Source organism: Asticcacaulis sp. DW145 (assembly GCF_037101385.1).
GTDB lineage: Bacteria > Pseudomonadota > Alphaproteobacteria > Caulobacterales > Caulobacteraceae > Asticcacaulis > Asticcacaulis currens.
This window is the reverse complement of the sequence record NZ_AP029024.1, coordinates 1,142,247-1,166,192: the sequence shown is the minus strand read 5'-3', so window position 1 is coordinate 1,166,192 and position 23,946 is coordinate 1,142,247. Positions and strand designations below refer to the sequence as shown.

Genomic DNA, 23,946 nt, shown 5'->3' with positions numbered 1-23,946 from the left:
GGGCGATAGGTCAGAGCGGAATCGTGAGGAGTCACAAATCCTTAACAGCCGACTCTTGAGAAACAAATCGGGAACAAATTTCTGTGAATTGTCGGTGTTCCCTGTAACGGCGGAAGGCCCAGGCTCGCGCCTACATGCACCGCTTGAGCGGAGGCCCGCACAACTGTGGTGGCCAGACGGTTGCAACGCTCTTCATTTCTTCAGGATCAAGGCTCAAAACGCATATCGGCACAGCGCGTCTTACGAGCATGCGGATGAGCGCATGGCTCACCTTCAAAGAGAGCCCCTCTCGGATACGAAGCCCCCGCTTCGCGTCTTAACAGCGCACGAACGAGGCATCATTTGACTTTTTGTTGCCAATTTATCTCACTCGGTGGCCCAGCTTAACAATTCTTACGCGACTGCGAAAAAAAGATTGACGCGTCGTGAATGTTATATGACGCTGACAGTGTTATCCAAAGGCGGATGACACGCGGCGCTGCCATTGAAGGCTTCGCCCATCACCGGACAACGACGTCTCAGAGCTTTACCGCATAAGGGGAACCTGCGGTTTAGTCTGGGGCGTTTTTTTTTGCTCTTTTCAGGGGATAGGACCGTGGCCCATCTAAAGCTGCGTCGGAAAAGTGCGCCCTTAATTTTGTGCGGCGCAACAGTTTTAAGCGGGGTGTGCGCCCCGGCTTTCGCTCAGGAGACATTTGGCGAAGCGCTGGCCATGGGCAAGCCGCTGCTTGAAAGCCGCCTGCGCTACGAAGGCGTTGATCAGGCCGGGCTGAAAAAGGGATCGGCCCTGACCCTGCGCAATCGCATCGGCTTTCAGTCGGCCGACTGGAAGAACCTGAAATTCCTCGTGGAATTCGAGGATGTCCGCGCCCTTGATGACGACTACAACTCGACGACCAACGGCAAGACGCAATATCCGACGGTCAATGATCCCACGATGACCGAATTGAACCGCGCACAGGTGGTGTGGACGCCGTCGAGCTTCACCACCGTAACCGCCGGTCGTCAGCGCATTATCCTCGACGATGCACGCTTCATCGGTAATGTCGGATGGCGTCAAGACGAACAGACCTTCGATGCCCTGCGCGTCGATACCACGGTGGGAAAGCTGGCCGTCACCTACGCCTATCTGTTTCAGGTCAACCGCGTCCTGGGTGAAAGCGCAGACTGGGATTCCGACAGCCACCTGTTGAATGTCACCCTGCCGATCAATGAAGCCCTGAAGCTTCAGGCCTTTGATTACGCGCTCGATTTTGAAAATGCCAAGGCAAACTCGACCAATACCATCGGCCTCAAGGCGTCAGGTTCGGCCTGGGTGTCATCCTTCAAGCTGGCCTATTCCGGCTATTATGCCAAGCAGACCGACTACGGCTATAACCCGGCAGATTTCGAACTGTCCGCTTCCAATATCGACGGGGCGGTGACCTGGGACATGTACACCTTCAAGGTCGGTTATGAGACCTTTGAAGGCGACGGCACGCGCGGCTTTATCACGCCGCTGGCCACGGCGCACGCCTTCAATGGCTGGTCCGATGCGTTGGCCTTCAATGGCAACAAGACCATGGCCAACGGGTTCAAGAACCTCAGCTACACCCTGACGGTGGCGGGCTACACGCACCCCTCCTTCCCGCTAATCAAGAACCCGACCCTGACGCTCGCCTACCACGATTTTGAGACGGATCGCCTCAGCCAGTCGATCGGCACGGAGTTCGACGCGCAGTTTGCCTCCGGCCTGACCAAGAACCTGTCGCTGCTGCTGAAATATGCCGACTTTGAGCGCGCCAATACGATCATGCCCGCCTCGCGCACCAAGGTGTGGGTCGGCTTCGAATACAAACTTTAAGGAACCGACTGATATGACCACCTTTTCCCGTCGTCAGGCCCTCATCGGGGCTGCCGCCACCGTCGCCGCCGCCAAAGGGCTTTTCCCCTCAGGGGCCTTTGCCGCCGGCAAGGGACCGGAGGTTTCCGGTGCCAAGCTCGGCTTTATTGCCCTGACCGATGCCTCCCCCCTCATCATCGCCAAAGAGAAGGGCCTGTTTGCCAAATACGGCCTGCCCAATGTTGAGGTGCTGAAACAGGCCTCATGGGGGGCCACGCGCGACAATATCGTCCTGGGTGCACAAGGCGGTGGCATCGACGGGGCGCATATCCTCAGCCCCATGCCCTATCAGTTCACCCTAGGCGTCGGGGCGCGCAAGACGCCGATGTACATTCTGGCGCGCCTCAACACCAACGGTCAGGGTATCAGCGTCGGCAACGATCTTAAGAACGTACAGGTCGGACTGAATGCCGCCGGCGCCAAGGCCAAGTTCGCCCAGATGAAAGCCGCCGGCAATCTGGCCAAGGTGGCCATGACCTATCGCGGTGGTACGCATGATCTGTGGGTGCGCTACTGGCTGGCGGCCGCCGGGATCAATCCGGATACGGATGTCTCCACCATCGTCATCCCGCCGCCGCAGATGGTGGCCAATATGAAGGCTGGGACACAGGACGTCTTCTGCGTGGGTGAGCCGTGGAATGGTCAGCTCGTTAATCAGAAGATCGGCTATACCGCCACCACCACTTCCGAAATCTGGATGAACCATCCGGAAAAGGCCCTAGGGATGCGTGCGGACTGGGTCGATAAGTACCCGAATGCGGCCAAGGCCCTGATCGCGGCGGTCATGGAAGCCCAGCAATGGTGCGACACAAACCGCCCCGCCATGTGCGCCATCACCGCCGGGCGCCAGTATATCAACGTCCCGATCAACGACATCCTGCCGCGCCTTCAGGGCAAGATCAATTACGGCGATGGCCGTAATGTTGCAGGCTCAGCGCACCTGATGAAGTTCTGGGCCGACAATGCGGGCTTCCCGTTTAAGTCGCACGACACCTGGTTCGTCACCGAAAACAAGCGCTGGGGCATTATCGACAACGACGTGGATACAAAGGCGCTAGTCAACAAGGTCAACCGCTCCGACCTGTGGCGTGAAGTGGCCAAACAGTATGGCATCCCGGCCCCGGCGGATTCCCGCGGCGTCGAGCGCTTCTTCGATGGCAAGACCTTCGACTGGACGAACCCCAGCGCCTACCTCGCCAGCCAGCCCGTCAAGAAGTTGGCCTGATTTAAGCCCCTCCCAACCCTCTCTCCATTGGGGAGAGGGATCTTGAGGTTCCCATGCCCTTTGAAGTTCAAAAAATGACCTCCCCCCAGACTGATGTCTCCGCAGACCTGGTCGCCGATCATAACCAGATCCTTCTGGCGGCGGCGCAGGCCAAACAGATAGCGGCCTCTAAACGGCGCAAGCTGGCTGACAAGGCCGGGAACTACCTGATGCCTCTGCTCACGGTGAGCGCCTTGGTCCTGATGTGGGAAGCGCTGGGCACAGCCTTTCCGGGTGGTCTGCCCTCGCCCTCCATGGTCCTGATGGAAGCGCAGGAACTGATCTTTGATCCCTTCTACGATCGTGGTGGCGTGGACAAGGGCCTGTTCTGGCACGTGCTGACCTCCCTGTCGCGGGTGGGGATCGGCTTTGGCCTGGCCGCCGTGTGCGGTGTTCTTCTGGGGGCTTTTCTCGGCACGGTCGATTGGGCGCGCAAAGGGACCGATCCGATCATTCAGGTTCTGCGCACCGTGCCGCCTCTGGCCTGGCTGCCCATCTCGCTGGCCGCCCTGCGCGAAGCCCAGCCGTCGGCCCTGTTCGTCATCTTTATCACCTCCATCTGGCCCATCGTGATCAACACAATGGTCGGCGTGCGCAATATCCCGCAGGATTATGTGAATGTGGCCAAGGTGTTACGCCTGACGCCCGGCGAATACTTCTTCAAGATCATGCTGCCCGCGGCCACACCGCACATTTTTACAGGCCTGCGCATCGGGGTCGGCATGAGCTGGCTGGCCATCGTAGCGTCTGAAATGCTGCTGGGTGGCGTAGGCATCGGCTTCTTTATCTGGGATCAGTACAACTCCTCGCGCATGTCCGACATCATCGTGGCCCTCGTCTGGGTCGGTCTGGTCGGCTTTGTGCTCGACCGTTTGGTGGCGCTTGTAGGTCAGTACGTCTCGCGCGGCACCACAGCGGATTAAAAAGGTAAGCTCATGTCCAAACCGCTTCTTTCCCTTGAAAACATCTATGTCGATTTCGAGCGCGATGGTGTCATCTCGCAGGTGCTCGAGAATGTTTCGCTCAGCGTACACAAGGGCGAATTCCTGTCGATCATCGGCCATTCCGGTTGCGGCAAGTCCACCCTCCTGAACGTGGTCGCGGGCCTTGTGCCGGTGACGCTTGGGGCCGCCCTGCTCGACAATAAAGAGATCAAGGGCCCCGGGCCCGAACGCGCCGTCGTTTTTCAGAACCATTCGCTTCTGCCTTGGATGACCGTTTATGAGAACGTGCGTCTGGCCGTCGCCAAGCTCTATGGCGCCAGGGAAAACCTGAAACAGCTCCACGACCGCACCCTGCACAATCTGGAACTGGTCAAGATGACCCACGCCAAGGATAAACGCCCTGGCGAAATCTCAGGCGGTATGAAGCAGCGTGTCGGCATCGCCCGCGCCCTGGCTATGGAGCCCAAGGTTCTGCTGCTGGATGAGCCCTTTGGTGCGCTTGATGCGCTTACCCGTGCTCACCTTCAGGACACGGTGATGGAGCTTCATGAGCGCATTCGTTCAACGGTGCTGATGATCACCCACGATGTCGATGAAGCCGTTCTGTTGGCCGATCGCGTGGTGATGATGACCAACGGTCCCAAGGCCCGCATCGGAGAGATCGTGGACGTGAAGACGCCCCGGCCCCGCGATCGCAAACAGGTTCTGCAGGACGCCCAGTTCATTGACTGCCGCCGCCGCATTGTTGGCTTCCTTGAAGCGCACGATCACGCACACCTGGCACCTGCTGAGCCAGCCTGACACTTACATGGCTGATCCTAAGTGCGCGACGTATGCTTATGAATTCCGAAAGAGCCCCTGTCTCAGCTTGCATCCTGAGTGTGACCCGCATCCCGCAGGGAGCGCAGACGGAAGCCGTGCGCCATTTGAGCGCACGACTGGTCAAGGCCGGCTATGAGGCGGTAGACTGGGGTGAGGTTGTGTCTGAGGTTGGGCCTCTTCGATCGGAGGTTAAACGACGGATTGCCTCACCCGATTGCCGCGTCCTCGTCCTTCTGGGCGGCACCGGCCCTAATCCTGATGACATCACACCTGAAGCGCTCGAAACGATTCTGGAAAAGCGTTTTGATGGCTTTTCCGTCCTGTTTCACGTCTACAGCCACGCGTCGGCAGGTCTGCCAGGCCTTTTGTCCCGCGCTGTGGCCGGCATTGCAAACGGGACCTGTGTCCTTGCGCTCCCGGCCTCGCTTTCTGCCTTGAGAGACATCTGGGACAATCTGCTCTTCCACCATCTCAGCCTGGATCCGGACATATGCTCGCTTGTACGGGCAAGCCTGCGAGCGGAAAAGAAAAGTACGGTGGCCGCTGACGGGATGGATATCCCCGCAGATTCCTGAGCGGAGTTTCAAGACAAGGTTTAAATAGATGGCCTGAAGAAGCGGCCATTCGACCTTCAGAGCGCGGCACGTGTCCGTCCGGCTCAGGCCAGACGGGCCGCGCCCTGGCAAAGGGCAGCGTCATCGGCCACTGAAAATGTTTCTTGCATTTGTCCCGTCTGATGGGCCCGAGCGAAGGCGCACACATCGCCAATACAGATGAGGACCGGCCCCTCATAAACAGTCTCGCGCACCGTGCTGGCCAGAGTGCTTAGACTGCAGCGCCGCATGGCCGGGTGGGTGCGACCGACATTTTCAAGAATAAGGACCGGCGTTGAGCCCCGACGGCCCAACGCCAGTAAGGCGGTTTCTATAGCCTGCGCTTTTTGGGCGGCCATATAGAACACGAGTGTTGTTTCCGCGCCCTCGAGTCCTTTCCCGTCTAAGTCCGGCAATCCGTCTTTTGTGCGCCCGGTCAGATAATGGACGGAGCGCGCCGATGCCCGATGAGTCAGTGGAAAAGCAAACTGCGCGGCGGCCGCGCTGGCTGTCGTCACACCGGCTATGGTCCTGTGCGCAACACCATAGGCGTCGAGATACTGCCGCTCCTCCTCGACCCGACCGAAAACGGAGGGATCACCGCCTTTAAGTCGAACGACGTTCAGCCCTTTGTGCGCCAGACGGACCATGAGGGCGTTCGTTTTATCCTGTGACACCGATAGGCGGCCGCCCCGTTTCCCGACGCAGATTTTAACGCACCGCTGCGGCGCAAAAGCCAGGACCCCATCGTCTACCAGGGCATCGTACAGAACCGCCTGAGCGCTCTGCAGGGCCTTTACGGCCCCGAGTGTCAGGTAGTCCGACGTGCCAGGCCCTGCGCCAACCAGAGAAACGGATCCCTCAGACATGGGCGTTACCCCTTTCTTTTTTTGTGCTTTGCCTCTGCAAGCATTGTTTCAGCTCGCCTTTGCAGGCGCCACAGGCGGTGCCTGCGCGCGTGGCTTCGCCTATCTCTTCAACCGTCGTCGCACCGGCTTCAATGCTGGCCAAAATAGCGTTCTCACCCACACTGTTGCAGGCGCAGATAATCCGGCCCCTGTCCGACACGCCCGGCATCCGCCCGATCAGCAAGGCCGCAAGCTGTGGCGCGCTCAGTTGCGTCTCTCCGAAACACTCAAGCAGCCAGTCGCGCGGCGGCAGTTTTTTGTGGATGGGCGCTATGAACAATACCCGCGTCAAACGGCCGTTTTCGACGCGCACCTGACGCCGGATGCCGGTGGCCGGGTCCTCAAGCGTCGCCGTGGCGTCAAAGTCCGCGCTGTCCGGCGTGCCCGTACCCGCCATCTCATAGCCATCCGCGTGGGCATAGGCGGTGCGACGCCAGACCGTATCCGACTGAAACTCAGGCAGCGTGCCGTCGAAGTCTCGCGGCACCATCAGAAAGCCGTGCCACACCTCCCCGAAGGCCCGGACCTGCGCTGGGGTGTGCTTAAACTCCGGCTGCCCGGACAAGGGATCGACGGCTGGGTTGATCAGCGGGTTTGAGCGACCATAGGGCGCGAACTGTCTTGTCCAGTGCATAGGGGCGTGCAGAGTGCCGACGCGTACATCGTCGGTCACGCGCGCCTTATAGATGGCCTCACCCTGCACCGTTGTCACGACCGCCAGCCGGCCCTCGCGTATCCCCAGCCGTCGCGCATCCTTCGGGTGGATATCGAGGGTGGGCTCGGTGATATGGAGGTTCAGTTCCGGTGCCAGCGCCGTGCGCGTCATCGTATGCCAGTGGTCACGTACGCGGCAGGAATTGAAACTGAATGGAAACTCAGGCGTCGGACGGTTAGCCGGGCCGCGCACGACTGGCGCCACCAGTCGCGCCCGACCGTTCGGCGTGTTGAAATGCCCGTCGGCAAACAGGCGCGCCGCCGGCAAGCCATCGGCGGGAAACGGCCAGCGCACCGGCATGAGTGCGTCATATGACGCCCTGGTCATCCCGGCCAGCCCGCCCAGATCGAGAAAACGCTGCCCGTTATTTTCAAACGCCGTCAGCCCGGCGTGCTCGGCAAAGACCTCATCCGGCCCGGCCCAGTCAAAGGCCTGTGCCCAATCCGGGTTCATCCGCCGCGCCACCTCGGCGATGATCGCCCAGTCCGGACGCACTTCGCCCGGCAACCGGGTCAGAGTACGCTGCCGCGAGATGACGCGCTCGGAATTGGTCACAGTGCCGTCCTTTTCGCCCCAGGCGGCTGCCGGGAGCTGGATATGGGCCATGTCCATCGTATCGGTGCGCGTCATAACGTCCGACACGACCACCAGTTCGCACTTCGACAAGGCTTCGTGGATGCGGTTGGCGTCGGGCATCGATACCATGGGGTTGGTGGCCATGATCCAGATGGCCTTGATCCTGCCCGTGCGCACCGCCTCAAACATATCGACGGCTTTCAGGCCGGGTTTGGGGGCAACGGTCGGCGAGCCCCAGTAGCGTTGCACAAGGGCCTTCGACGTTTCATCGAAATCCATATGCGCGGCGAGCATATTGGCCAGCCCGCCCACTTCACGCCCGCCCATGGCATTGGGCTGGCCCGTGACCGAGAAAGGCGCAGCTCCCGGCTTGCCAATCTTGCCCGACAGGAGGTGCGCATTGATCAGGCTGAGTCCCTTGTGCACCCCCTGCGCCGACTGGTTGGAGCCCATAGAAAACAGGCTCACCACCTTATCCGTGCGCAGAAAGGCATCATAAAACGTCTTCAGATCGGCTGGCGAGATACCGCAATCCGCGGCCACGGCCTCAAGGCTCTGATCGTCGGCGGCGAGCGCGGCCATCAGGCGCGAAAAACCCTGTGTATGCTGATCCACAAAGTCATGATCGAGCGCATCGCGCGCGATCAGATGCGCACACAGGCCATTCCACAGGCGCACATCCGTCTGCGGGCGGATCATCAGGTGCAGGTTGGCCGCCTTGGCCGTATCGGTGCGGCGCGGATCGATGCAGACGCGAAACTGATCCTGACGCCCCTCGATCCGCCGATAGAGGACCGGATGGGTCCAGGCGGCATTGTGGCCACTGAAGATCAGAAGGTCCGCCTCTGTCAGATCGTCATAGACCCCTGGCACGAGATCCGCGCCGAAGGCCAGTTTGTGGGCGGCCACCGCCGAACTCATGCACAGGCGCGAATTGGTGTCGATATTGGCCGTCCCGATATAGCCCTTGGCCAGCTTGTTGACCGCGTAATAGTCCTCGGTCAGCAACTGACCGGAGACATAAAAGGCCACGGCGTCCGGGCCGTGCTCGGCGATGATGTCGCGAAACCGCCCGGCCACCTCGCTAAGCGCCGCGTCCCACGTCGTATCGACAAAACCCTGTGGCGTACGACGGCGAGGGCTGAGTAAGCGCCCTTCCAGCCCGAAGGTCTTGCCCAAAGCCGTGCCCTTGGAGCAGAGCCTGCCCAGATTGGCCGGGTGCGCCACCTCGCCCCGGACGGTCATCTGCCGGCCATCAAGCGTCGCTTCAACGCCGCAACCGACGCCGCAATAGGGACAGGTGGTGGATTGGGTGGTGGTCATTGAACCTCTCCCCCTCTCCCTTTAAGGAAAGGGGTTCAACGCAGTCCCAGAAAAATGCGGGCGTTTTCGATCTTCAGCGGCACGGTGGGCGTACAGCCCTTCCCCGCATCGGCCCCGACGGCTTCCCCCGTTTCGAGGCTAAACGACCAGTTGTGCAGCGGACAGGCGATATGACGGCCGTGCACGATGCCTTCGGACAGAGGGCCGCCCTTGTGCGGGCATTTGTCCATGACGGCGTAATAGTCATTATCCACGGTGCGGAAGACGGCGATGGCCCCCTTGTCCGTCTCGACCCGCCGGGCCCCCTGAAACGGTACATCCGCCGCCGCTCCGACATCGAGCCACGTCAGAGGTGGCCTTTGCAAAGCCAGATCGCCGCTCATCGCGCCATCTCCTTCTTTTCGCTGCGCAGGTCCGCCAGCGGTGAAAACACTTTGGCCGGCTCGGACTGGGGGGCGTGTTCCGCCCATGGATCGACCTGAAACACGGCCTGTGACTCAAGAAAGCGCGCCATTAAAGCTTTGCGGGCCTCCTCATCGAACAGTCTGGCCTTGATCGCCTCAAGGCCCACACGCTCAATCCACGGCGCGGTGCGCTCCAGGTACCAGGCGTCCTCACGGTAGAACTGCACAAAGGCCATCGAATACTCGCGGGCCTCGGCCTCGGTCGCCACCTTGCACAACAAATCCGTGCCGCGCAGGTGAATGCCGCCATTGCCGCCCACGTGCAGCTCATAGCCGGAATCGACGCAGATGACGCCGAAGTCCTTGATCGTCGCCTCGGCGCAGTTGCGCGGGCAACCTGAGACCGCCATCTTGAACTTGTGCGGCATCCAGGACCCCCAGGTGTCCTGTTCCAGCCGGATACCCAGCCCCGTCGAATCCTGCGTGCCGAAGCGGCACCATTCCGACCCGACGCAGGTTTTCACCGTCCTCAGCGCCTTGGCATAGGCGTGGCCTGAGACCATACCGGCGGCATTGAGATCGGCCCAAACGGCGGGCAGGTCTTCTTTTTTGACGCCGAAGATATCGAGGCGCTGCCCGCCCGTGACCTTGACCATGGGCAGGTTGAACTTATCGACGACATCGGCAATGGCGCGCAGCTCCCTGGCCGAAGTGACGCCGCCCCACATGCGCGGCACGACGGAATAGGTGCCATCTTTCTGAATATTGGCGTGGTTACGCTCATTGACGAAGCGCGAGCGCGGATCATCCTGATACTCACGCGGCCACGCACACAAGAGGTAGTAATTCAGCGCCGGCCGGCACGAAGAACAGCCATCCGGCGTCTCCCATTTCAGCGCCTGCATGACGTCTGGGATGGTCATCAGTCCTTGCTCGACAATCGCCTGACGCACGACCGCGTGGCCGTGTGAGGTGCATTTGCACATCGGCTTGGGGCCGATCTGCGCCTTGAAAGCATCGCCCAGAGTGACCTTGAGCAACTGTTCGACAATGCCGGTGCACGAGCCGCACGAGGCTGAGGCCTTGGTGCAACCGCGCACCTTGTCCAGCGTGTCCGCGCCGCCGCTGATGGCCGCAACCACCGTACCCTTGCTCACGCCGTTGCAGCCGCACACTTCCGTGTCGTCGGGCCATGCCGCAACGGCGGCGTTAGGGTCCACACCGGCCAGCGCCTCCGTCACGGCCTGACCGAAGATCAGGGTGTCGCGAATCTCACCGATGCTTTCCCCCTTTTTGATCAGGTCGAAATACCAGCCGCCATCGGCCGCCTCACCAAACAGCACCGCGCCCACAAGCTGGTCATTCCTGATGACGATGCGCTTATAGACGCCGCGCGCCGGATCACGGAACACGATGTCTTCGCAATCGTCGCCGCCATTGAACTGACCGGCCGAATAGAGATCGACGCCGGAGACCTTAAGCCGCGTCGCCAGTTCCGAGCCCAGATAGGTCGCCTGGGGATTCTTGCCGGTCAGCACATCGGCCAGCGTGCGGCACATGTCCCAGATGGGTGCCACAAGGCCATAGCACTGCCCGCGGTGCTGCACGCATTCGCCGACCGCAAAGATGAAGGGGTCGCTGGTGCGCATCTGGTCATCGACGACGATGCCACGCTCGACCGTCAGACCGGCTGACTTCGCCGGTTCCACGTGCGGGCGGATACCCACCGCCATGACCAGCAGCGAGGCCGGAATCACCCGTCCGTCCTTGAGTTTCAGCCCTTCCACATGGGTTTCGCCCAGTATGGCCTCGGACTGCGCATTCAGGACGGCCGACACACCGCGTTCGGCCAGCGCCTTTTCCAGCAATCGCCCGGCGGCCTCATCGAGCTGACGCTCCATCAGCACATCGACCAGATGGATCACGGTGGCCTTCATGCCGCGTTTGGCCAGACCATAGGCGGCCTCCAGGCCCAGAAGCCCGCCGCCGATGACCACCGCCTCGCCGCCTGCCTCCGCTGCTTTCTGCATCAGATCGACGTCGTGCAGGTCGCGAAAGGCCACGACGCCTGACAAATCCGCACCGGGTAGAGGCAGTCGGATGGGGTCGGAACCGGTAGCCAGAATCAGACAGTCGTAACTGATCGTCTGACCGTCATGCAGCACCACCCGCCTAGCGTCGCGGTCAATGCCCTGCACCCAGACGCCAAAGTGTGTTTTCACGCCATTGACGTCGTACCAGTCCTGCGAATGGGTGACGATCTGTTCAAACGTCTTTTCGCCCGCCAGCACCGGCGATAGTTGGATGCGGTCGTAGGTGGCGCAAGACTCGGCACCGATGACCGAAATATCAAACATCCGATCATCGCGTTTGAGGATCTCTTCGACGATGCGGCCACCGGCCATGCCCGCGCCGATGACGACGATCCGGGGTTTGGCCACAGGCTCAGAATGAAAAGCCATGGGGTTGCTCCAATGCGAGCGCGTGGGAATTGGGCCAAAAAAAATCCCGCACCCCTTTGACGCCAAAGCGTTTCAGGAGTGCGGGACATCTTTGTCCGATGAAGGCTCAAACGCGCCGCCGTTGGCGCTTCTGGGCAAATGTCGTGGATCGACCTTGATCCGTAGCTTCATTGGGCCACAGGACGCACGCCCTGTCAATCTCCGTTTTTGCGCGTGCGAGACGAAGCTTTAGCCTCTGTGGACGCGAAACACCCCACCATCAAACAGGGCGTTGGGCGGCATCAGGATATCGTGCGGCCTCGCCCGAACCTTCCAGTTCACGTCGGCGCCGCCCTCGTCCTTTTCATCGTCGATCGGGAGCGCCAGACCCAATGGTTCGGCTGCCTGACGCCACAGGTCCGGACGGTAAATCCGGCGGGCGACAGCGTCAAAATCATGATTATCCTCCGTGAGGCCCCATCGTACGAACTGCCCGATAAACCATTTGGCATGGCTGATCCACGGGAAGGTCGCCGTTTGCGGATCGAGGATCAGTCCGGCCCCGCCGGGTGCAAGAGCCGCCTGAACCGCCTCAAGGGGAGCCCGCACGTACAAATCCGCGCTGAGCAGACGGGCCAGATCATCGGCGTTCTCAGCCTTGACTGCCCACTGCCCGGCCCGTAACAGGGCGCGTGTCAGAGCGACCACGGCCTGAGGATTGTCTTCCGCCCAGGTCCCCCGCACAGCCAGTACCTTCTCAGGTTTCAGTGTCCAGAAAGCCGGATCAGAAAACAGCACCACCCCGTCACCGTTCAGCTCGGCCATCTGTGGCCAGGGGGAACCTGAGCAGAAGCCGTCGATCACCCCGTCGCGCAGATGATCGGCCATCCGCGATGGCGGCAGAACCACCCATTGCACCTGGCGATCCGGGTCAATCCCCCCCGCCGCCAGCCAGTGTCGCAGCACAAAATGATGCGGCGAATAGTTGAAAGGGATCGCCAGTGTCACCTTGCCTTCGCTGACGGCGCGCCGGTGCTGGATCACCATGCGCAGAGCCCGTGCTGATTCCAGAAGGGTCGAGGCCCCAAGTCCCTCGAAAACCTCTTTCAGCTTTGATGAGATGACCACCGAATTGCCGTTCGCCCCCAGAGCCATGGGGGCGATGATATGCCCTATGGCCGGCCCAAGCCCCAGTCCGCGCGCGAGCGGAAGCGTTGCGAGCACATGGGCGGCGTCCAGTAAACCGTAGGAAAGCTTGTCTCGGATATTCGACCAGTTGGCCTCGCGGCTTAACGAAACATCCAGTCCCTCAGCGCTGTAAAATCCCAGCGCTTCGGCCAGGACGACGAGCGCGGCGTCGTTGAGGGGGCTAAAGCCGATACGTACACTCAGCATCCGTCGTCCCTCTTTTTCAGCAGGTCGGAAATGGCAAGAATATCCTCGGCAATGGCCGCAATCGGGCGGCCTGAGTCCATGGCGTGCTTGCGCATCAGGCGATAGGCCTCTTCCTCCCCGATGCCGCGTGAGGTCATGAGCACCCCCTTGGCCCGGTCAATGGTCTTTCGCGCCGCCAGATCGGCCCGCGCCTTTGAAAGGTCATGCCGAAGGGTCTGCATCAGATTGAAGCGATGCGCGGCGACCGACAGAATAGATGCGACCCGGTTTGGGGAGTAGCCGTCCACGACATAGGCGGCCACTCCGGCCTCAAGGGCCTGAGCCGTGGTGTTGGCGTCGGAACGGTCCACAAACATCGCCACAGGGCGGGGCGCGTGTTCATGGGCGATCTGCAGCGCATCGAGCGTATCGCGGTCCGGACTTTCGCACGCGATGATGACCATGTCGGGGTTGATAGCGCTGAGGCGCGCCAGTTCAAACCGTGGCCAGACGTGGATCGTTGCGCCCTGAAGGCCGTCGTCCAGCCGCAGGCCTTCCGCCACCAGGGCGGCGCGCGCATCGTCAGGGTCGATGATCAGCACATTCACGGGAATTATCCGGCAAGGGACAGATCGACACCCCGATTTCGGGGCGGGTTCGAATCTCCCCTTAGGGCTAATGCGAATATACCGCAGTGCGCAAGAGAAAAATTTAACGCCTCTCGCAGTGCAAAAATCCAGTCTTGACAGAGCGGGTCAGGGTAACTTAGCCTTTGATATGCGACTGGGGAACTGGCCAACGGCGGGCAGCTTCCGGAACGAACCGGACCGTCGTCTTCACCCAAAAACGTTTCCCCATGGCTGTGGCGCCTGTGCGGCTGCCCAGCGCTTTGCCGCAGGTATTTCCATGATTTCCAAAGACTTCCTCAAATCCGGGCACTCCCCTACCCTGGTCTCGGCTTTTCTATATTTTGATATGAGTTTCATGGTCTGGGTGCTTCTGGGGGCGTTGGGTGTGCAGATTGCCAACGACCTCGGCCTAAGCCCGGCACAGAAGGGCTTCATGGTCGCCGTCCCCATTCTGACCGGAGCCGTGTTGCGTATAGTGGCTGGCGTTATGGTCGATCGCATCGGCCCCAAAACAACCGGTGCCATCGCTCAGGCTATCGTCATTTCCGGCCTGCTGCTGGCCTTTGTCCTGAAAATAGACTCCTACACCGGTGTCCTGATGCTGGCAGGTGTGCTGGGTGTCGCCGGCGCTTCGTTTGCTGTCGCCCTGCCCCTGGCGTCGCGCTGGTATCCCCCGCAATATCAGGGCGTGGCCCTGGGGATTGCCGGAGCGGGCAATTCCGGCACGGTCTTCGCCTCACTCTTTGCGCCGTCGCTGGCCAAGGCGTTTGGCTGGACGACCGTCTTTGGATTTGCCGCGCTTCCGCTGATCGCTGCCTTTATCTTTTATCTCCTCTTCGCCAAAGACGCGCCCGATCCGCCGGCGCCCAAGCGTCTTGATCAGTATTTTGCCGTTCTTAAACAACAGGACGCCTGGTGGTTTCTTCTCTTTTACGGCGTCTCGTTCGGGGGTTTCGTCGGTCTTAGCTCTTCTCTCAACATCTACTTCAACACAGAGTATGGCCTTGATCCGATCAAGGCTGGCTTCTTCACCGCCGCCTGCGTTTTTGCCGGTTCTCTCTTTAGGCCGGTGGGCGGCAGCGTCGCAGACAAGATTGGCGGCATTCGGACGCTGTCGATCATGTACATCGTCGCCGCTATTACCCTCACCATAATCAGCTTCCGTCTCCCAAATGCGTTCACCGCCCTTTTGTTCCTGATCGTCGGCATGGGGGCATTGGGTATGGCCAATGGCGCGGTCTTCCAGCTGGTGCCCCAACGCTTTCGCGCTGAGATCGGCGTCATGACTGGTCTAGTCGGCATGTTCGGTGGCATTGGAGGCTTTTATCTGGCCACGAGCCTTGGCTTGTCGAAACAAGCCCTGGGTTCCTATCAGCCCGGGCTGATCGGCTTTGCTGTGCTGGCATTAATCGCCTACGGCGGACTGACCTTAATCAAACGCCGATGGCGCACAACGTGGGGCGGGGTTCTGGAGAACGTGCGTATATGATATTGTCGTCGCGGTGATCTTCGCCGATGCTCGGGGGCTTCCCATCAGATTGAAGCAGACCTGCGGCTTCTCCCAATACCCCTTGTATGCAACTTTCCCCTCAATCGCCAAAACGACTGGGAGGGGCGTTCTAACCGCGGCCGGTCTGTCCGCCGACCCAGCGTTCAGCCAGCGTTTTCCATTCCGGTTTTCGGAGGGGCTGAACTATAACCATCCCGATTTGAAGACCCGCGCGATGCAGGGTTGCGCAGCCTCGAAATAGACGTCAATCCTAACCCGCGGGGCGGCCACTATCTCGATCCGGCAGGCTACCGACTGCTGAAATCGAAAGGCATCACTGACCTGCCGCCGCACATTACGACCGATCTCGATAAACCAGGCTTCAAGGTTCTGCACGTCCCGGACATCGACTTCCGCAGCCATTGCCCGATGCTGAAATTATGCCTGAGCCAGATCCGCAACTGGTCCGACGCCCATCCCGATCACGTCCCACTGTTTATCCTGATCGAGGCCAAGACGCAGGGCGTCCCTATCCTTCCGCAACCGACCTCGCCCGGTGAATTAACTATCGCGCCATTGCTCAAAGGTAATGCGCTTGTGCGATCGGCAAGCCGTTACCCCGGTCTATCCGCCCACCCAACGTTCAGCAAAAGCCTTCCATTCCGGCAGAAAATAGATCCACGCAGACAGGAGCTGAACACAGATCATAAAAACGGTGCCCCAGACAAAAGCGGGCACAAGGCGCCGATAAACGACGACGTCGCGAAGAGCGATCATGCCCGTCAGGACGATCGGTGCGGCGTTGAAGGCCAGCCAGAACGTCAGAAAGCCGGGCGAGACGCCAAGATGTTCCAGTCCACCCAGAATAGGGCGCGTTAGCCAGCGCCCGTACCCTGCCGTTGTTATAGAAATCAGTGCCAGCATCATCAGGCGTTTGTGCGCCTCTGGCGAGCGGCGAAGCCACACACCGGCGGTGGCCAGCGCCCCAAACATCACGACACCTGACAGGGCGATCACCATGAAGGCGGTTTTGGCGCCAGGCTCACCAAGTGTGCGGCGTTCAAAGTCAATCTCCGCCCAAGGCCCTACGACCAGCATGAAACACAGGAGCCCTATGCCTAGATAGCCAAGAACCTTATGTGCGCTATATCTCCCGGTTTTGATCAGGACAATCTGAAGGGTTTGCAACACCATCCAGCCGACATAGGCGGCCGCATGAATATGCACGATCAGCGGGTATCGAAATCCTTGTGCGTGTTCATATTTTTTGGCGATATCGCCACCGAACCCGGCGAACATGCCTATCCAGATCAGCACCATCAGGCACAGGAAAAAGGTGCTGTCCCGGCTTTTGGGAGTATTAGTCATATCAAAGCCCTCTCTGCGGTTAGGTCCCGCAGAGCCTACCAACCCTCTCCGAAATGCCAGTGGTAAGAAACGGACGTCTCAGTCCTCGAGAAAGCCAAATTTTCGCTCGGGCGATGTCGCCTCGACCGCCCGAAAGGCGTTTGGCGCCATGCCGCAGAAGTCCCGGAAATCATGTCGCAGGTGGTGATAGTCATAATAGCCAGCATAGACGGCCAGACTGAGCCAGTCATGAGCCGGAAAGCGATTGCTCAGGCGGACGAGCTGATCAAAGCGCGCTATACGCGCAAAGAGCTTCGGCGAAACGCCCATGCGGTCCTGAAACGCCCGACGCAGTTGTCGCGTTCCAACGTCGTGACACCGGGCTACCCGATCAATCTCGGTTGTCGGGCTTTGCAGCAATTGCAGGGCCACCGCGTCGCATGCAGTCATTTGGCGGTTGCGCCTGTGGTGATGCCGCAAAATCCAGGATTCCGCGGCGCGGATCATCTGACGGGCATCCTCCGTATCCTCAATTTCCCGGATGAGCGCGGCAAAATCCGGTGGGAAAACCGCCTCCGCATCAAGATCGGTATCGGTCAGTTCATGTATCGCGAGGCCGGTCAGCATATGGACCGCGCCAGGCTGAAACTCGATCTGATAGACACTGAAATCACGGCCCCCTTGCCGCAAGGTCGTCCGCGTCGGCTGACCGATCAACGCCGCACGCGGTTTGCGTCTCAGCTCTAACGCCCCCAACGGTCGGATCCATTCCGGATCGCGGCTATAAAACGCCAGGGACACGGATGGACGCGGCCAATAGGGTTTGGCGGGGACGGCCTCCGTCGCCGCAAAGGAAAACCGGATAATCTGGTGTTGGCGTATCAGCCTGGTGAGCGGCGGACTGGGGGGAACAAATTCAAACCGTAGGGTCATGAGGAATAGCGCCAGCGATCGAGCGTCCGATCATAGCCGCAAAGCCTCATGTCCGCTGGTAAAAAACGGACAGGATTACAAACAAAGCACTCCGTGGCCCAGAGAATCGACCATCTAGTGCACGCGCAGCCCGGAACACAGGTTGCGGGAGCCGACCCTACCCCTGATTGGCGTTCAGCGCGTGCCTGCCTCGATTTAGACCGCCCTACCGCAATCCATTTCTGATCGGGAGCGTAAGATCTATCAGACGGCTAAGGGGAAAATCGTGTTAACAGCGGAAGACTACGGCTTCGCGTTCAGCTATGCGCACGATTGGTTTTGGGCAACCACCGCAGGCTTCGGGCTGGCCTTTATCCTTACGACCCTCCTTCTGGCTCTTGATCGACGGCGCATAGCGGGCGAGTCCGTATGGCTGAAGCCGCTGAAGTTTGCCTTATCCCTGTTCATCCACTTCCTGACCCTGACTTTGCTGACGGGTGGCCTGTCCATAGAGCTGCGTCAGAGGGGTTTCTTGACCGCAACGGCTATTGCCGCCTGCCTGGCCGCCGCTTTTGAAATCATCTACATCGGGTTTAGAGCCGCGCGCCAGGAGCGGTCTCACTTCAATCTGGCCACACACGTGGCGCGCCTGATGTACGCTCTAATGGCCCTCGGCGCCGTCGTGCTCACGCTGGCAGCAGGCATTCTGGCCGGTTACATTTTTTTAGACCCAGGCTTTGCCGGTGGCGCCGGTTTGAGATGGGGCAGCGTCCTCGGTCTGTCTCTTGGCACGCTTATGACATTGATCACGGCCTTTGCCATGGGCGGCGCCTTATCGCACCATGTCGGTCAGGAAGCGGCGGGAGCACCGAAAATGCCGGTCACCGGCTGGTCACTCACCGTTGGCGACCGGCGCCCGGCCCATTTCGTGGCGACCCATGTGATGCAGGTCCTACCCGTCGCAGGCCTGATCTTCGATCAGGTATTCCTGCCGCCTCTGGCAACGGCTCTCGTGGCGCTTCTGGCCGGCCTGAGCGTCCTATTGACGGTCTGGCTGTTCCGGGAAGCCGGCCAGGGACGCCCAATCTTCAGGGTACGGCATCGTTAGATTAAAGCCAGCCATTGCGCTCAAACAAAAATCTTGCGGCCCGAGATAAGCCGGGGCGAAAGAGAAGGCGCGGCCCCATAGAAAACAGATCGGACTTGCCTCAGGCTTCCGAGGTTTTGTCGCGTTCGGCTATCAGCCGATCCCCGACACGAAAACGGCCCCCCGTAATGACCCGTGCAGTGATCCCGCCGTGTCCGCGCACGGCATTATAGCCTCCGACACCGAACGTTTCTTCCATGCGCGAACAGGGATGGCATTCGCCGGTATATTCCAGCACCGCCTCGCCCAGACGGAAGCGCTTATCTTTCAGTGCCAGTAGATTGATCCCGACCGTGACGACGTTGCGTCGAAGACGGTGCGGCAAGACGGACACGCCGAGGAAACTGGCGATCGCATTTATGTCCTCCTCGCCGATAAGCGTCAGGTGCCGGTTGCCACTTCGTCCCTGATAGTGGTCACCGATTAAGCCAACCTCAGGTGACAGATGAGCCTCATCTGCAGCGATAATCTCCCCTCGCCGCTCCGGCCGCCAACCTATCCACTGCACCGTGCCGGGGCGCATCGGTGCCTTAAGGAGGAGTGCGAGACTGGACTTGGGGTTGAAGGCCATGGCTTGGTAGGTTTAGGTCAGGGTTGCACGCTAAACTTAGTCAGAAGTGGGGTCATTCTCCAGCTTTAAGATCGCAAAACTGATGCTGGTCGCGATTTCTAATAGTTGTGGACCGTATCTCCGGCTGACCTGACACAATCGTAACTGGTCTTCACGCTCCTCTTCCGTTAACCCTTAGTAGGGTACGTCAATCGGGGCTGACGAACATTGACTGATCAGATTGAGGAAAAGCTGGCGTCACTAACGCCGCGGCAGAAAGAGGTGATGCGCTACATCGCCCGGCACTACCGCGACAAAGAGATCGCGCGTTTGATGAACATCAGCGAGCACACGGCGCGTGCGCATGCTGACGCGGTGCGCCAAAAGCTCGGAGGCGTCAGCCGACGTGAAGCGGCCCGGTTTCTTAGTGACCACGTGGACGCTCTGGGCATCCCCCCTGAGCGGGAATATCAGTCATCGGGAATAGCGCAGACCGCCCCGGAACTCTCATCCTTCGGTCATCCCTCCCCTGAAGGCGCTAGAGATGACCAACCCCTCCCTTCCCATGACGCCGCCGTACCCGCCATCGGTCACGATGCAATGGGCGCACATCGAGACGGCGCTCAGATACCTGGCGGTGCCCGAGAAGGCGCATCTGATCAGCGAGACGCTTTCGGCGATCCGGCAAGAATACCAGACGACGCCGGAGAAGCTCGTCTTTACCCTGATCTCAGCCTGCGCCTGGCTCACAGACGAGACGGCCTCCATGGCTGGCTCGCAGAGCTCAATCTCCTTCAATGGACACTTCTGACTCTGGGCCTCACCCTGTCCGTCGTCCTGATCATCGGCGGTGTGATGGGGGGCCTGATCGGAATTTTCCAGGCCATTCGCGAACTCAGCGGCCAGACCGGATAACCTTCTTCCGGCTGGGCGTTTAACCCAGCCGGTAAGAGACCGGCCCTCACTGGAGACCTGATGATGAAACGATCGGAAATGGTAATGGCTGGCGCTGAACGTCTCTTCCAGACCGAAGAGGCCGTCGATCGCGCGCTGACCGAAACAGGCGAGATGCTCGCCGCCCTGCTGCGCATGCGTATGGCTGGCGGCCTTTCGGCAGTGATGGGACAGGAAGCGGTCGAAGGCATCATTGGCAGCGCCCACGCGCTGGCCCAGGCCCGTCGCGAAATCATCACCGTGCACGGTCACCTCAATAAGGTTAAAACCCAGATGGGTTGTGCAACGGTGGCCGTGGGGGCCGGAGATACAAAGCCAGGGACTTCCGGCGATAAAATTATTCCGGCTCAAGGTCATAACGAGGCTGTGACTGCGAGCTAAGATAGGGAGAAGAGATGCTACCCCTTTTACATCTGATCTGGGTCTGGACAGCAAACCTGACGGTGTTGGTGTGTGGTAGCTTAGCCATCTGGCGAGGCGGTTGGGCTGAACGGTCAACCGCCGTCGTTATCTGGGTCGCCTGGTTTATTACCCCGGTACTTCAAAAGCAAAATCATGATCCTGGGGTGATGACGACGATTCTGGATGGGGCAGTTACCGCATTCGTATTTGCTGTCTCTTACTACTCGCGTAGAATCTGGACGGTTTTCATGACCGCGTTTATGTTTGGGACTTTTTTAACCCACCTCACAGCGGACGTCATGCCGGGTGTCGGGTATTTTGCTTATGTGACGACTATGGGCTTATTTGGTGGCTATGGCGTTGCACTGACCTTGGGCGGCGCCGCGCTGGAAGCAGAATATTTACGAAAGACGCCCAAAATACACGCCTGACGTGTGATGGCTAATGTCCTTATGCCAATGAAACTAAGCTGGGGTTTCTGCTTCTAGGTCTACGGGGTCGCGTTCAGGTCTATGTCTCATCCCCATTTCATTGACGTTCAGGTCGGCAAACGTCTTCGCGAGTTTCGCGAAGCCAAACGACTTTCCCAAATAGACTTCGCCAGTGCCCAGGCCATCGCTTTCCAACAGGTCCAAAAATACGAAAACGGTCACAACCGCATCAGCGCCTCTAGGCTGCATGTCGCGGCGTGTTTCCTGAAAGTGCCGGTGGCGGACTTTTTTGAGAGCCTGGATGATAGTGCGCCCGTAGGTCTGTCTGGGTAATAAGCGCGTATCTGGGCCTTCACGCGCACCTCAGAAGGACAAACGCTTTCCCGGTATTCATCAGTTGAGCCCGCCCATGAGACGCAGCGTCGTCTTCGTGGTCTAGGCTGTGCTCGCGGAACAAAAAAGAGTAAAACGGTTTTTGGTGGCAGGCGTCTTCGCTCTTCATCGAACTATCTGACTGGCGCCAGTTTCGCCGACTCAATATGCCAGCGCCGCTGAGCCGGCGTGGCCCCGTCTACATCGTTGACGCGGCGAAGCGTGTAGCTCCCCTTAAAGCGCTGATGCCCGCCCGTCTTCAGCACCGCATCGATGGTGACCGGCACGCTTTGAAACACCGACCCCGCCCCGGCATCGCCCTCGGGCAGATCCCCAATCGTCACCTTGGTCGACTGGGTGTCCGTAAAGCCGGCGCTGAACTGCGGTAAAGACTGGTTCGGCGGACCGTCCTCGCCCCATTGCGACCAGGCGGTTCCATAATCGCGCGCATTGATGGCAGAATAATAGAGGGAGACGACCGCCGCTGCCGCTTGCCCACTTTTTGGATCAGGCTGGCAATCGGCGATCGGTGCGTCCTTTTCATCGAACTGCGCGCAACTGCGGGCAATCTCATCGGACATCAGGGCGCAACTGTTGGCAACATTGCAGGGCGGATGCGTCGCCGGGGATACTTTCTGACAGGTTTTGGCAAGGCGCTCGGCCGCCTTTGCACCGATGTCCGTCGAACAGGCCACGGGTCCCTCCGCTTCGGTCGCGGGCAGGGTCTCAAGCTTTGTGCGCGAAACCGAGGCCGAAGCCGCCACGGGATCGATGATCTCTATGCCGCCCGAGGCCGTGTTCCCGGGCTCTGCCCGGGGGGCCTTATCAGGTGCCTCACCGTCGGGAGCGCCACACGCACTCAAAACGCACATAGCGGCCAGCAAAACGGGGCTCAGGGCTAAAGGCTTCATCGAACATTCCTCTCAGCGGTTGCGGGGGGTCTTAAAGCGCGCTTTGCAAATAAGCCATTCCCCTCTGAGATGAAGCAGCCGCCCCCTTACGCTTGCACATCAGATTGAGGCAGCACAGACCATCCGGCAATACGATCCTTGCGGAACGTGCGTTCTTCCTGCCGGTTGAGGCACACCCCTTCGATATAGGCACCTTGGCTGCGCCAGTTGGACACGCGACGCTCGGTGACCACCCCGTCACGATCGGCATAGGTAAAGGTGGCTAATTCACCCTCTTCGCCCTCGCCCCAGCGCGGATCCGTCGCAGCCATGTCTCGATCATGTTCATCAAGCGTTCGCGCGACCTCCGGGTCGGCCCGCTTGTACTTCGAGGGATTGCGCAGGGCCTCGGCAGGTGCCTCGCGCCGTCTGATGCCGATCAGGTAGGTCAGAGCCGCTCCGGTGATAAGCCCTGCCGCAAATGCGATCAGTGTTGTTACGGTCATCACTTGCCTCCCCGAACGAGATCAACGGCGATCGGCCAATGGTCAGAGGTACCAGACCCCTTGCCGGTTTCGGTATTGAAACGGAAGGCCTTGGGACGCATGACCTGATCGCGATCATCCCACTGCAGTTGTTCATTGTCCGTCAGAACCGTGCGGAAGGTCTTCGGATCAATGGCCCAGTCGTGGCTCACCCCGCTGGCCTTCTGGGTGATGACGTCGAGATAGGACCAGGTCTTTTCGCGCCCGTAGAACTGGCTGCCGCTACCCCGGCAAGCATTGTCCAGTTGCATGGGCAACACCCAGCCAGTGAAGGCGGCCGCAAGCCCTTTGCGTTCTTCCGGCGCACAGTTGAAATTGAAGTCACCGGCCGCGAGGATGACGTGGCTTTGCGGCAGTTTGGCGGCTAAATTCGCTATCGTCTGGGCGGCGATTTCACGGCACACGCGCGGATTGCCACCTGACGGCAGATGTCCGCCGAAAATCGTTAGCGTCTTGCCGTCGGGCAGAGCGAGATCGACTTGCAAAAGATCGCGGGTCGTACCGGCAGAGCCATCGCGGCTCTTGCAGTCAGACGCCTTCGTCAGATCCACCGGGAAGGACTTAGGCGTAAAGCCATTGGCCAGAGGCAGTTTGGACAGAAGGGCGACCTTGATCCCACGCTGATCGGGCTTAGGCGCCGGACGGTTCGGATCGGCATCCAATAGCACCGCCGTCACGTAGGCGGCACCGGCATTATTCAATGCGCCTTTAATCGCCTCAAGGCTCGCCTGGCTTTCCACCTCGGTCAGGACGAGGACATCCGGCCCTCGCCCGAAATCAAAGCGCTGGATGACGCGAGCGACGTTTGCAGCTTTCGCCGACACCCAGGCCGGGGTGTTGACGACCTCGTTGCTCGAGCTATTGGGCATCCGGGGGTCGTCTTCGGCGTCAAAGAAGTTCTCGACATTGTAGGTCATGACGGTCAGGCGCGACGCGACCTCTTGCGCGGCAGCGCCGCCCGCAATGACAAGGCTCAACAGGCCGCTTACCAACCAGGGGGCAGTTTTCAGGCTCATGACGGGCTCCTTTGAT

At 60.0% G+C, this 23,946-nt stretch carries 23 protein-coding genes and 1 pseudogene; 12 read left to right on the top strand and 12 right to left on the bottom strand.

Annotated elements, in window-relative coordinates; genetic code table 11:
- The first annotated feature begins 664 nt into the window (after positions 1-664).
- From AACH73_RS05485 to AACH73_RS05465, 5 genes are all read left to right on the top strand, one after another.
- Positions 665-1,843, top strand: coding sequence for an alginate export family protein (locus AACH73_RS05485; protein ID WP_338735665.1), 1,179 nt, complete (start codon positions 665-667; stop codon positions 1,841-1,843).
- Positions 1,844-1,856: 13 nt separating this feature from the next.
- Entirely contained in the window at positions 1,857-3,107 is a 1,251-nt protein-coding gene (locus AACH73_RS05480) for a CmpA/NrtA family ABC transporter substrate-binding protein (RefSeq protein WP_338735664.1), read from the top strand.
- A 74-nt stretch (positions 3,108-3,181) separates the two neighbouring features.
- Positions 3,182-4,069 carry a nitrate ABC transporter permease gene (ntrB, locus tag AACH73_RS05475; RefSeq protein WP_338735663.1) on the top strand — a complete coding sequence of 296 codons (888 nt, stop codon included), beginning with the start codon at positions 3,182-3,184 and terminating at the stop codon, positions 4,067-4,069.
- 12 nt (positions 4,070-4,081) lie between these two features.
- Positions 4,082-4,891, top strand: coding sequence for an ABC transporter ATP-binding protein (locus AACH73_RS05470; protein WP_338735662.1), 810 nt, complete (start codon positions 4,082-4,084; stop codon positions 4,889-4,891).
- Positions 4,892-4,971: 80 nt separating this feature from the next.
- Positions 4,972-5,487: a molybdopterin-binding protein gene (locus tag AACH73_RS05465; RefSeq protein WP_338735661.1), complete on the top strand. Its 516-nt coding sequence runs from the start codon at positions 4,972-4,974 to the stop codon at positions 5,485-5,487.
- An 83-nt stretch (positions 5,488-5,570) separates the two neighbouring features.
- On the opposite strand, the gene cobA is transcribed toward AACH73_RS05465, so the two are convergent.
- The 6 genes from cobA to AACH73_RS05435 form a co-directional block, all read right to left on the bottom strand.
- Complete coding sequence (gene cobA / locus AACH73_RS05460; protein ID WP_338735660.1) at positions 5,571-6,374, bottom strand: uroporphyrinogen-III C-methyltransferase; 804 nt, start codon at positions 6,372-6,374, stop codon at positions 5,571-5,573.
- Positions 6,367-9,027 carry a nitrate reductase gene (locus AACH73_RS05455; RefSeq protein WP_338735659.1) on the bottom strand — a complete coding sequence of 887 codons (2,661 nt, stop codon included), beginning with the start codon at positions 9,025-9,027 and terminating at the stop codon, positions 6,367-6,369. The genes cobA and AACH73_RS05455 overlap by 8 nt, the downstream gene beginning before the upstream one ends.
- A 35-nt stretch (positions 9,028-9,062) precedes the next feature.
- Positions 9,063-9,410, bottom strand: coding sequence for a nitrite reductase small subunit NirD (nirD, locus tag AACH73_RS05450; RefSeq protein WP_338735658.1), 348 nt, complete (start codon positions 9,408-9,410; stop codon positions 9,063-9,065).
- On the bottom strand, positions 9,407-11,893 hold the full coding sequence (nirB, locus tag AACH73_RS05445; RefSeq protein ID WP_338735657.1) for a nitrite reductase large subunit NirB: 2,487 nt from the start codon (positions 11,891-11,893) through the stop codon (positions 9,407-9,409). Before nirB ends, nirD begins: the two co-directional genes overlap by 4 nt.
- Before the next feature lie 228 nt (positions 11,894-12,121).
- Positions 12,122-13,267, bottom strand: a complete 1,146-nt coding sequence (locus AACH73_RS05440; RefSeq protein ID WP_338735656.1) for a CmpA/NrtA family ABC transporter substrate-binding protein — start codon at positions 13,265-13,267, stop codon at positions 12,122-12,124.
- On the bottom strand, positions 13,261-13,854 hold the full coding sequence (locus AACH73_RS05435) for an ANTAR domain-containing protein (RefSeq protein WP_272740166.1): 594 nt from the start codon (positions 13,852-13,854) through the stop codon (positions 13,261-13,263). The genes AACH73_RS05440 and AACH73_RS05435 overlap by 7 nt, the downstream gene beginning before the upstream one ends.
- On the opposite strand from AACH73_RS05435, the gene AACH73_RS05430 reads away from it, so the two are divergent.
- Positions 13,838-15,364, top strand: a complete 1,527-nt coding sequence (locus AACH73_RS05430) for a nitrate/nitrite transporter (protein ID WP_338735655.1) — start codon at positions 13,838-13,840, stop codon at positions 15,362-15,364. The two genes, AACH73_RS05435 and AACH73_RS05430, sit on opposite strands and share 17 nt — an antisense overlap.
- 243 nt (positions 15,365-15,607) lie before the next feature.
- Positions 15,608-15,844, top strand: a pseudogene (locus tag AACH73_RS05425) (Ca2+-dependent phosphoinositide-specific phospholipase C); the annotation flags it as partial.
- Positions 15,845-15,988: 144 nt separating this feature from the next.
- On the opposite strand, the gene AACH73_RS05420 reads toward AACH73_RS05425, so the two are convergent.
- Both AACH73_RS05420 and AACH73_RS05415 read right to left on the bottom strand, forming a co-directional pair.
- Positions 15,989-16,732, bottom strand: coding sequence for a hypothetical protein (locus AACH73_RS05420; RefSeq protein WP_338735654.1), 744 nt, complete (start codon positions 16,730-16,732; stop codon positions 15,989-15,991).
- Positions 16,733-16,810: 78 nt separating this feature from the next.
- Positions 16,811-17,644 carry a helix-turn-helix domain-containing protein gene (locus tag AACH73_RS05415; RefSeq protein ID WP_338735653.1) on the bottom strand — a complete coding sequence of 278 codons (834 nt, stop codon included), beginning with the start codon at positions 17,642-17,644 and terminating at the stop codon, positions 16,811-16,813.
- A 265-nt stretch (positions 17,645-17,909) separates the two neighbouring features.
- Here AACH73_RS05415 and AACH73_RS05410 point away from each other — a divergent pair, with 265 nt between their 5' ends.
- Entirely contained in the window at positions 17,910-18,731 is an 822-nt protein-coding gene (locus tag AACH73_RS05410) for a hypothetical protein (protein ID WP_338735652.1), read from the top strand.
- A gap of 100 nt (positions 18,732-18,831) precedes the next feature.
- Here the strand turns inward: AACH73_RS05410 and AACH73_RS05405 are convergent, their stop codons facing one another.
- A complete protein-coding gene (locus tag AACH73_RS05405; protein ID WP_338735651.1) occupies positions 18,832-19,341 on the bottom strand; it encodes an MOSC domain-containing protein in 510 nt (169 codons plus the stop codon).
- Positions 19,342-19,548: 207 nt separating this feature from the next.
- Between AACH73_RS05405 and AACH73_RS05400 the strand changes: the two genes are divergently transcribed.
- The 4 genes from AACH73_RS05400 (at position 19,549) to AACH73_RS05385 (ending at position 21,440) form a co-directional block, all read left to right on the top strand.
- The gene (locus tag AACH73_RS05400; protein ID WP_338735650.1) at positions 19,549-20,235 is read left to right on the top strand and encodes a helix-turn-helix transcriptional regulator; all 687 of its coding nucleotides are present in this window, start codon (positions 19,549-19,551) and stop codon (positions 20,233-20,235) included.
- A 60-nt stretch (positions 20,236-20,295) separates the two neighbouring features.
- Entirely contained in the window at positions 20,296-20,655 is a 360-nt protein-coding gene (locus tag AACH73_RS05395) for a hypothetical protein (RefSeq protein WP_338735648.1), read from the top strand.
- 14 nt (positions 20,656-20,669) lie between these two features.
- Complete coding sequence (locus AACH73_RS05390) at positions 20,670-21,107, top strand: hypothetical protein (protein WP_272741066.1); 438 nt, start codon at positions 20,670-20,672, stop codon at positions 21,105-21,107.
- Positions 21,108-21,188: 81 nt separating this feature from the next.
- The gene (locus tag AACH73_RS05385; RefSeq protein WP_338735646.1) at positions 21,189-21,440 is read left to right on the top strand and encodes a helix-turn-helix transcriptional regulator; all 252 of its coding nucleotides are present in this window, start codon (positions 21,189-21,191) and stop codon (positions 21,438-21,440) included.
- 173 nt (positions 21,441-21,613) lie between these two features.
- Here the strand turns inward: AACH73_RS05385 and AACH73_RS05380 are convergent, their stop codons facing one another.
- The 3 genes from AACH73_RS05380 to AACH73_RS05370 all read right to left on the bottom strand — a co-directional run bounded on the left by AACH73_RS05380 (position 21,614) and on the right by AACH73_RS05370 (position 23,930).
- The gene (locus AACH73_RS05380) at positions 21,614-22,390 is read right to left on the bottom strand and encodes a hypothetical protein (RefSeq protein WP_338735645.1); all 777 of its coding nucleotides are present in this window, start codon (positions 22,388-22,390) and stop codon (positions 21,614-21,616) included.
- 86 nt (positions 22,391-22,476) lie between these two features.
- Positions 22,477-22,875, bottom strand: a complete 399-nt coding sequence (locus AACH73_RS05375; RefSeq protein WP_338735643.1) for a hypothetical protein — start codon at positions 22,873-22,875, stop codon at positions 22,477-22,479.
- Positions 22,875-23,930 (bottom strand): endonuclease/exonuclease/phosphatase family protein, encoded by a 1,056-nt coding sequence (locus tag AACH73_RS05370; protein ID WP_338735641.1) that lies wholly within the window; start codon positions 23,928-23,930, stop codon positions 22,875-22,877. The genes AACH73_RS05375 and AACH73_RS05370 overlap by 1 nt, the downstream gene beginning before the upstream one ends.
- Between the last annotated feature and the right edge of the window lie 16 nt (positions 23,931-23,946).

What these genes read in the sequence shown, in the direction of transcription:
- AACH73_RS05430 (WP_338735655.1), top strand. Translation starts at nt 13,838, where the DNA reads ATGATCAGCACATTCACGGGAATTATCCGGCAAGGGACAGATCGACAC.
- AACH73_RS05380 (WP_338735645.1), bottom strand. Translation starts at nt 22,390, where the DNA reads ATGAAGCCTTTAGCCCTGAGCCCCGTTTTGCTGGCCGCTATGTGCGTT.
- cobA (WP_338735660.1), bottom strand. Translation starts at nt 6,374, where the DNA reads ATGTCTGAGGGATCCGTTTCTCTGGTTGGCGCAGGGCCTGGCACGTCG.
- AACH73_RS05480 (WP_338735664.1), top strand. Translation starts at nt 1,857, where the DNA reads ATGACCACCTTTTCCCGTCGTCAGGCCCTCATCGGGGCTGCCGCCACC.
- AACH73_RS05455 (WP_338735659.1), bottom strand. Translation starts at nt 9,027, where the DNA reads ATGACCACCACCCAATCCACCACCTGTCCCTATTGCGGCGTCGGTTGC.
- AACH73_RS05470 (WP_338735662.1), top strand. Translation starts at nt 4,082, where the DNA reads ATGTCCAAACCGCTTCTTTCCCTTGAAAACATCTATGTCGATTTCGAG.
- AACH73_RS05415 (WP_338735653.1), bottom strand. Translation starts at nt 17,644, where the DNA reads ATGACCCTACGGTTTGAATTTGTTCCCCCCAGTCCGCCGCTCACCAGG.
- AACH73_RS05390 (WP_272741066.1), top strand. Translation starts at nt 20,670, where the DNA reads ATGCTACCCCTTTTACATCTGATCTGGGTCTGGACAGCAAACCTGACG.
- AACH73_RS05370 (WP_338735641.1), bottom strand. Translation starts at nt 23,930, where the DNA reads ATGAGCCTGAAAACTGCCCCCTGGTTGGTAAGCGGCCTGTTGAGCCTT.
- nirB (WP_338735657.1), bottom strand. Translation starts at nt 11,893, where the DNA reads ATGGCTTTTCATTCTGAGCCTGTGGCCAAACCCCGGATCGTCGTCATC.
- nirD (WP_338735658.1), bottom strand. Translation starts at nt 9,410, where the DNA reads ATGAGCGGCGATCTGGCTTTGCAAAGGCCACCTCTGACGTGGCTCGAT.
- AACH73_RS05405 (WP_338735651.1), bottom strand. Translation starts at nt 19,341, where the DNA reads ATGGCCTTCAACCCCAAGTCCAGTCTCGCACTCCTCCTTAAGGCACCG.
- AACH73_RS05395 (WP_338735648.1), top strand. Translation starts at nt 20,296, where the DNA reads ATGATGAAACGATCGGAAATGGTAATGGCTGGCGCTGAACGTCTCTTC.
- AACH73_RS05440 (WP_338735656.1), bottom strand. Translation starts at nt 13,267, where the DNA reads ATGCTGAGTGTACGTATCGGCTTTAGCCCCCTCAACGACGCCGCGCTC.
- ntrB (WP_338735663.1), top strand. Translation starts at nt 3,182, where the DNA reads ATGACCTCCCCCCAGACTGATGTCTCCGCAGACCTGGTCGCCGATCAT.
- AACH73_RS05385 (WP_338735646.1), top strand. Translation starts at nt 21,189, where the DNA reads ATGTCTCATCCCCATTTCATTGACGTTCAGGTCGGCAAACGTCTTCGC.
- AACH73_RS05375 (WP_338735643.1), bottom strand. Translation starts at nt 22,875, where the DNA reads ATGACCGTAACAACACTGATCGCATTTGCGGCAGGGCTTATCACCGGA.
- AACH73_RS05420 (WP_338735654.1), bottom strand. Translation starts at nt 16,732, where the DNA reads ATGACTAATACTCCCAAAAGCCGGGACAGCACCTTTTTCCTGTGCCTG.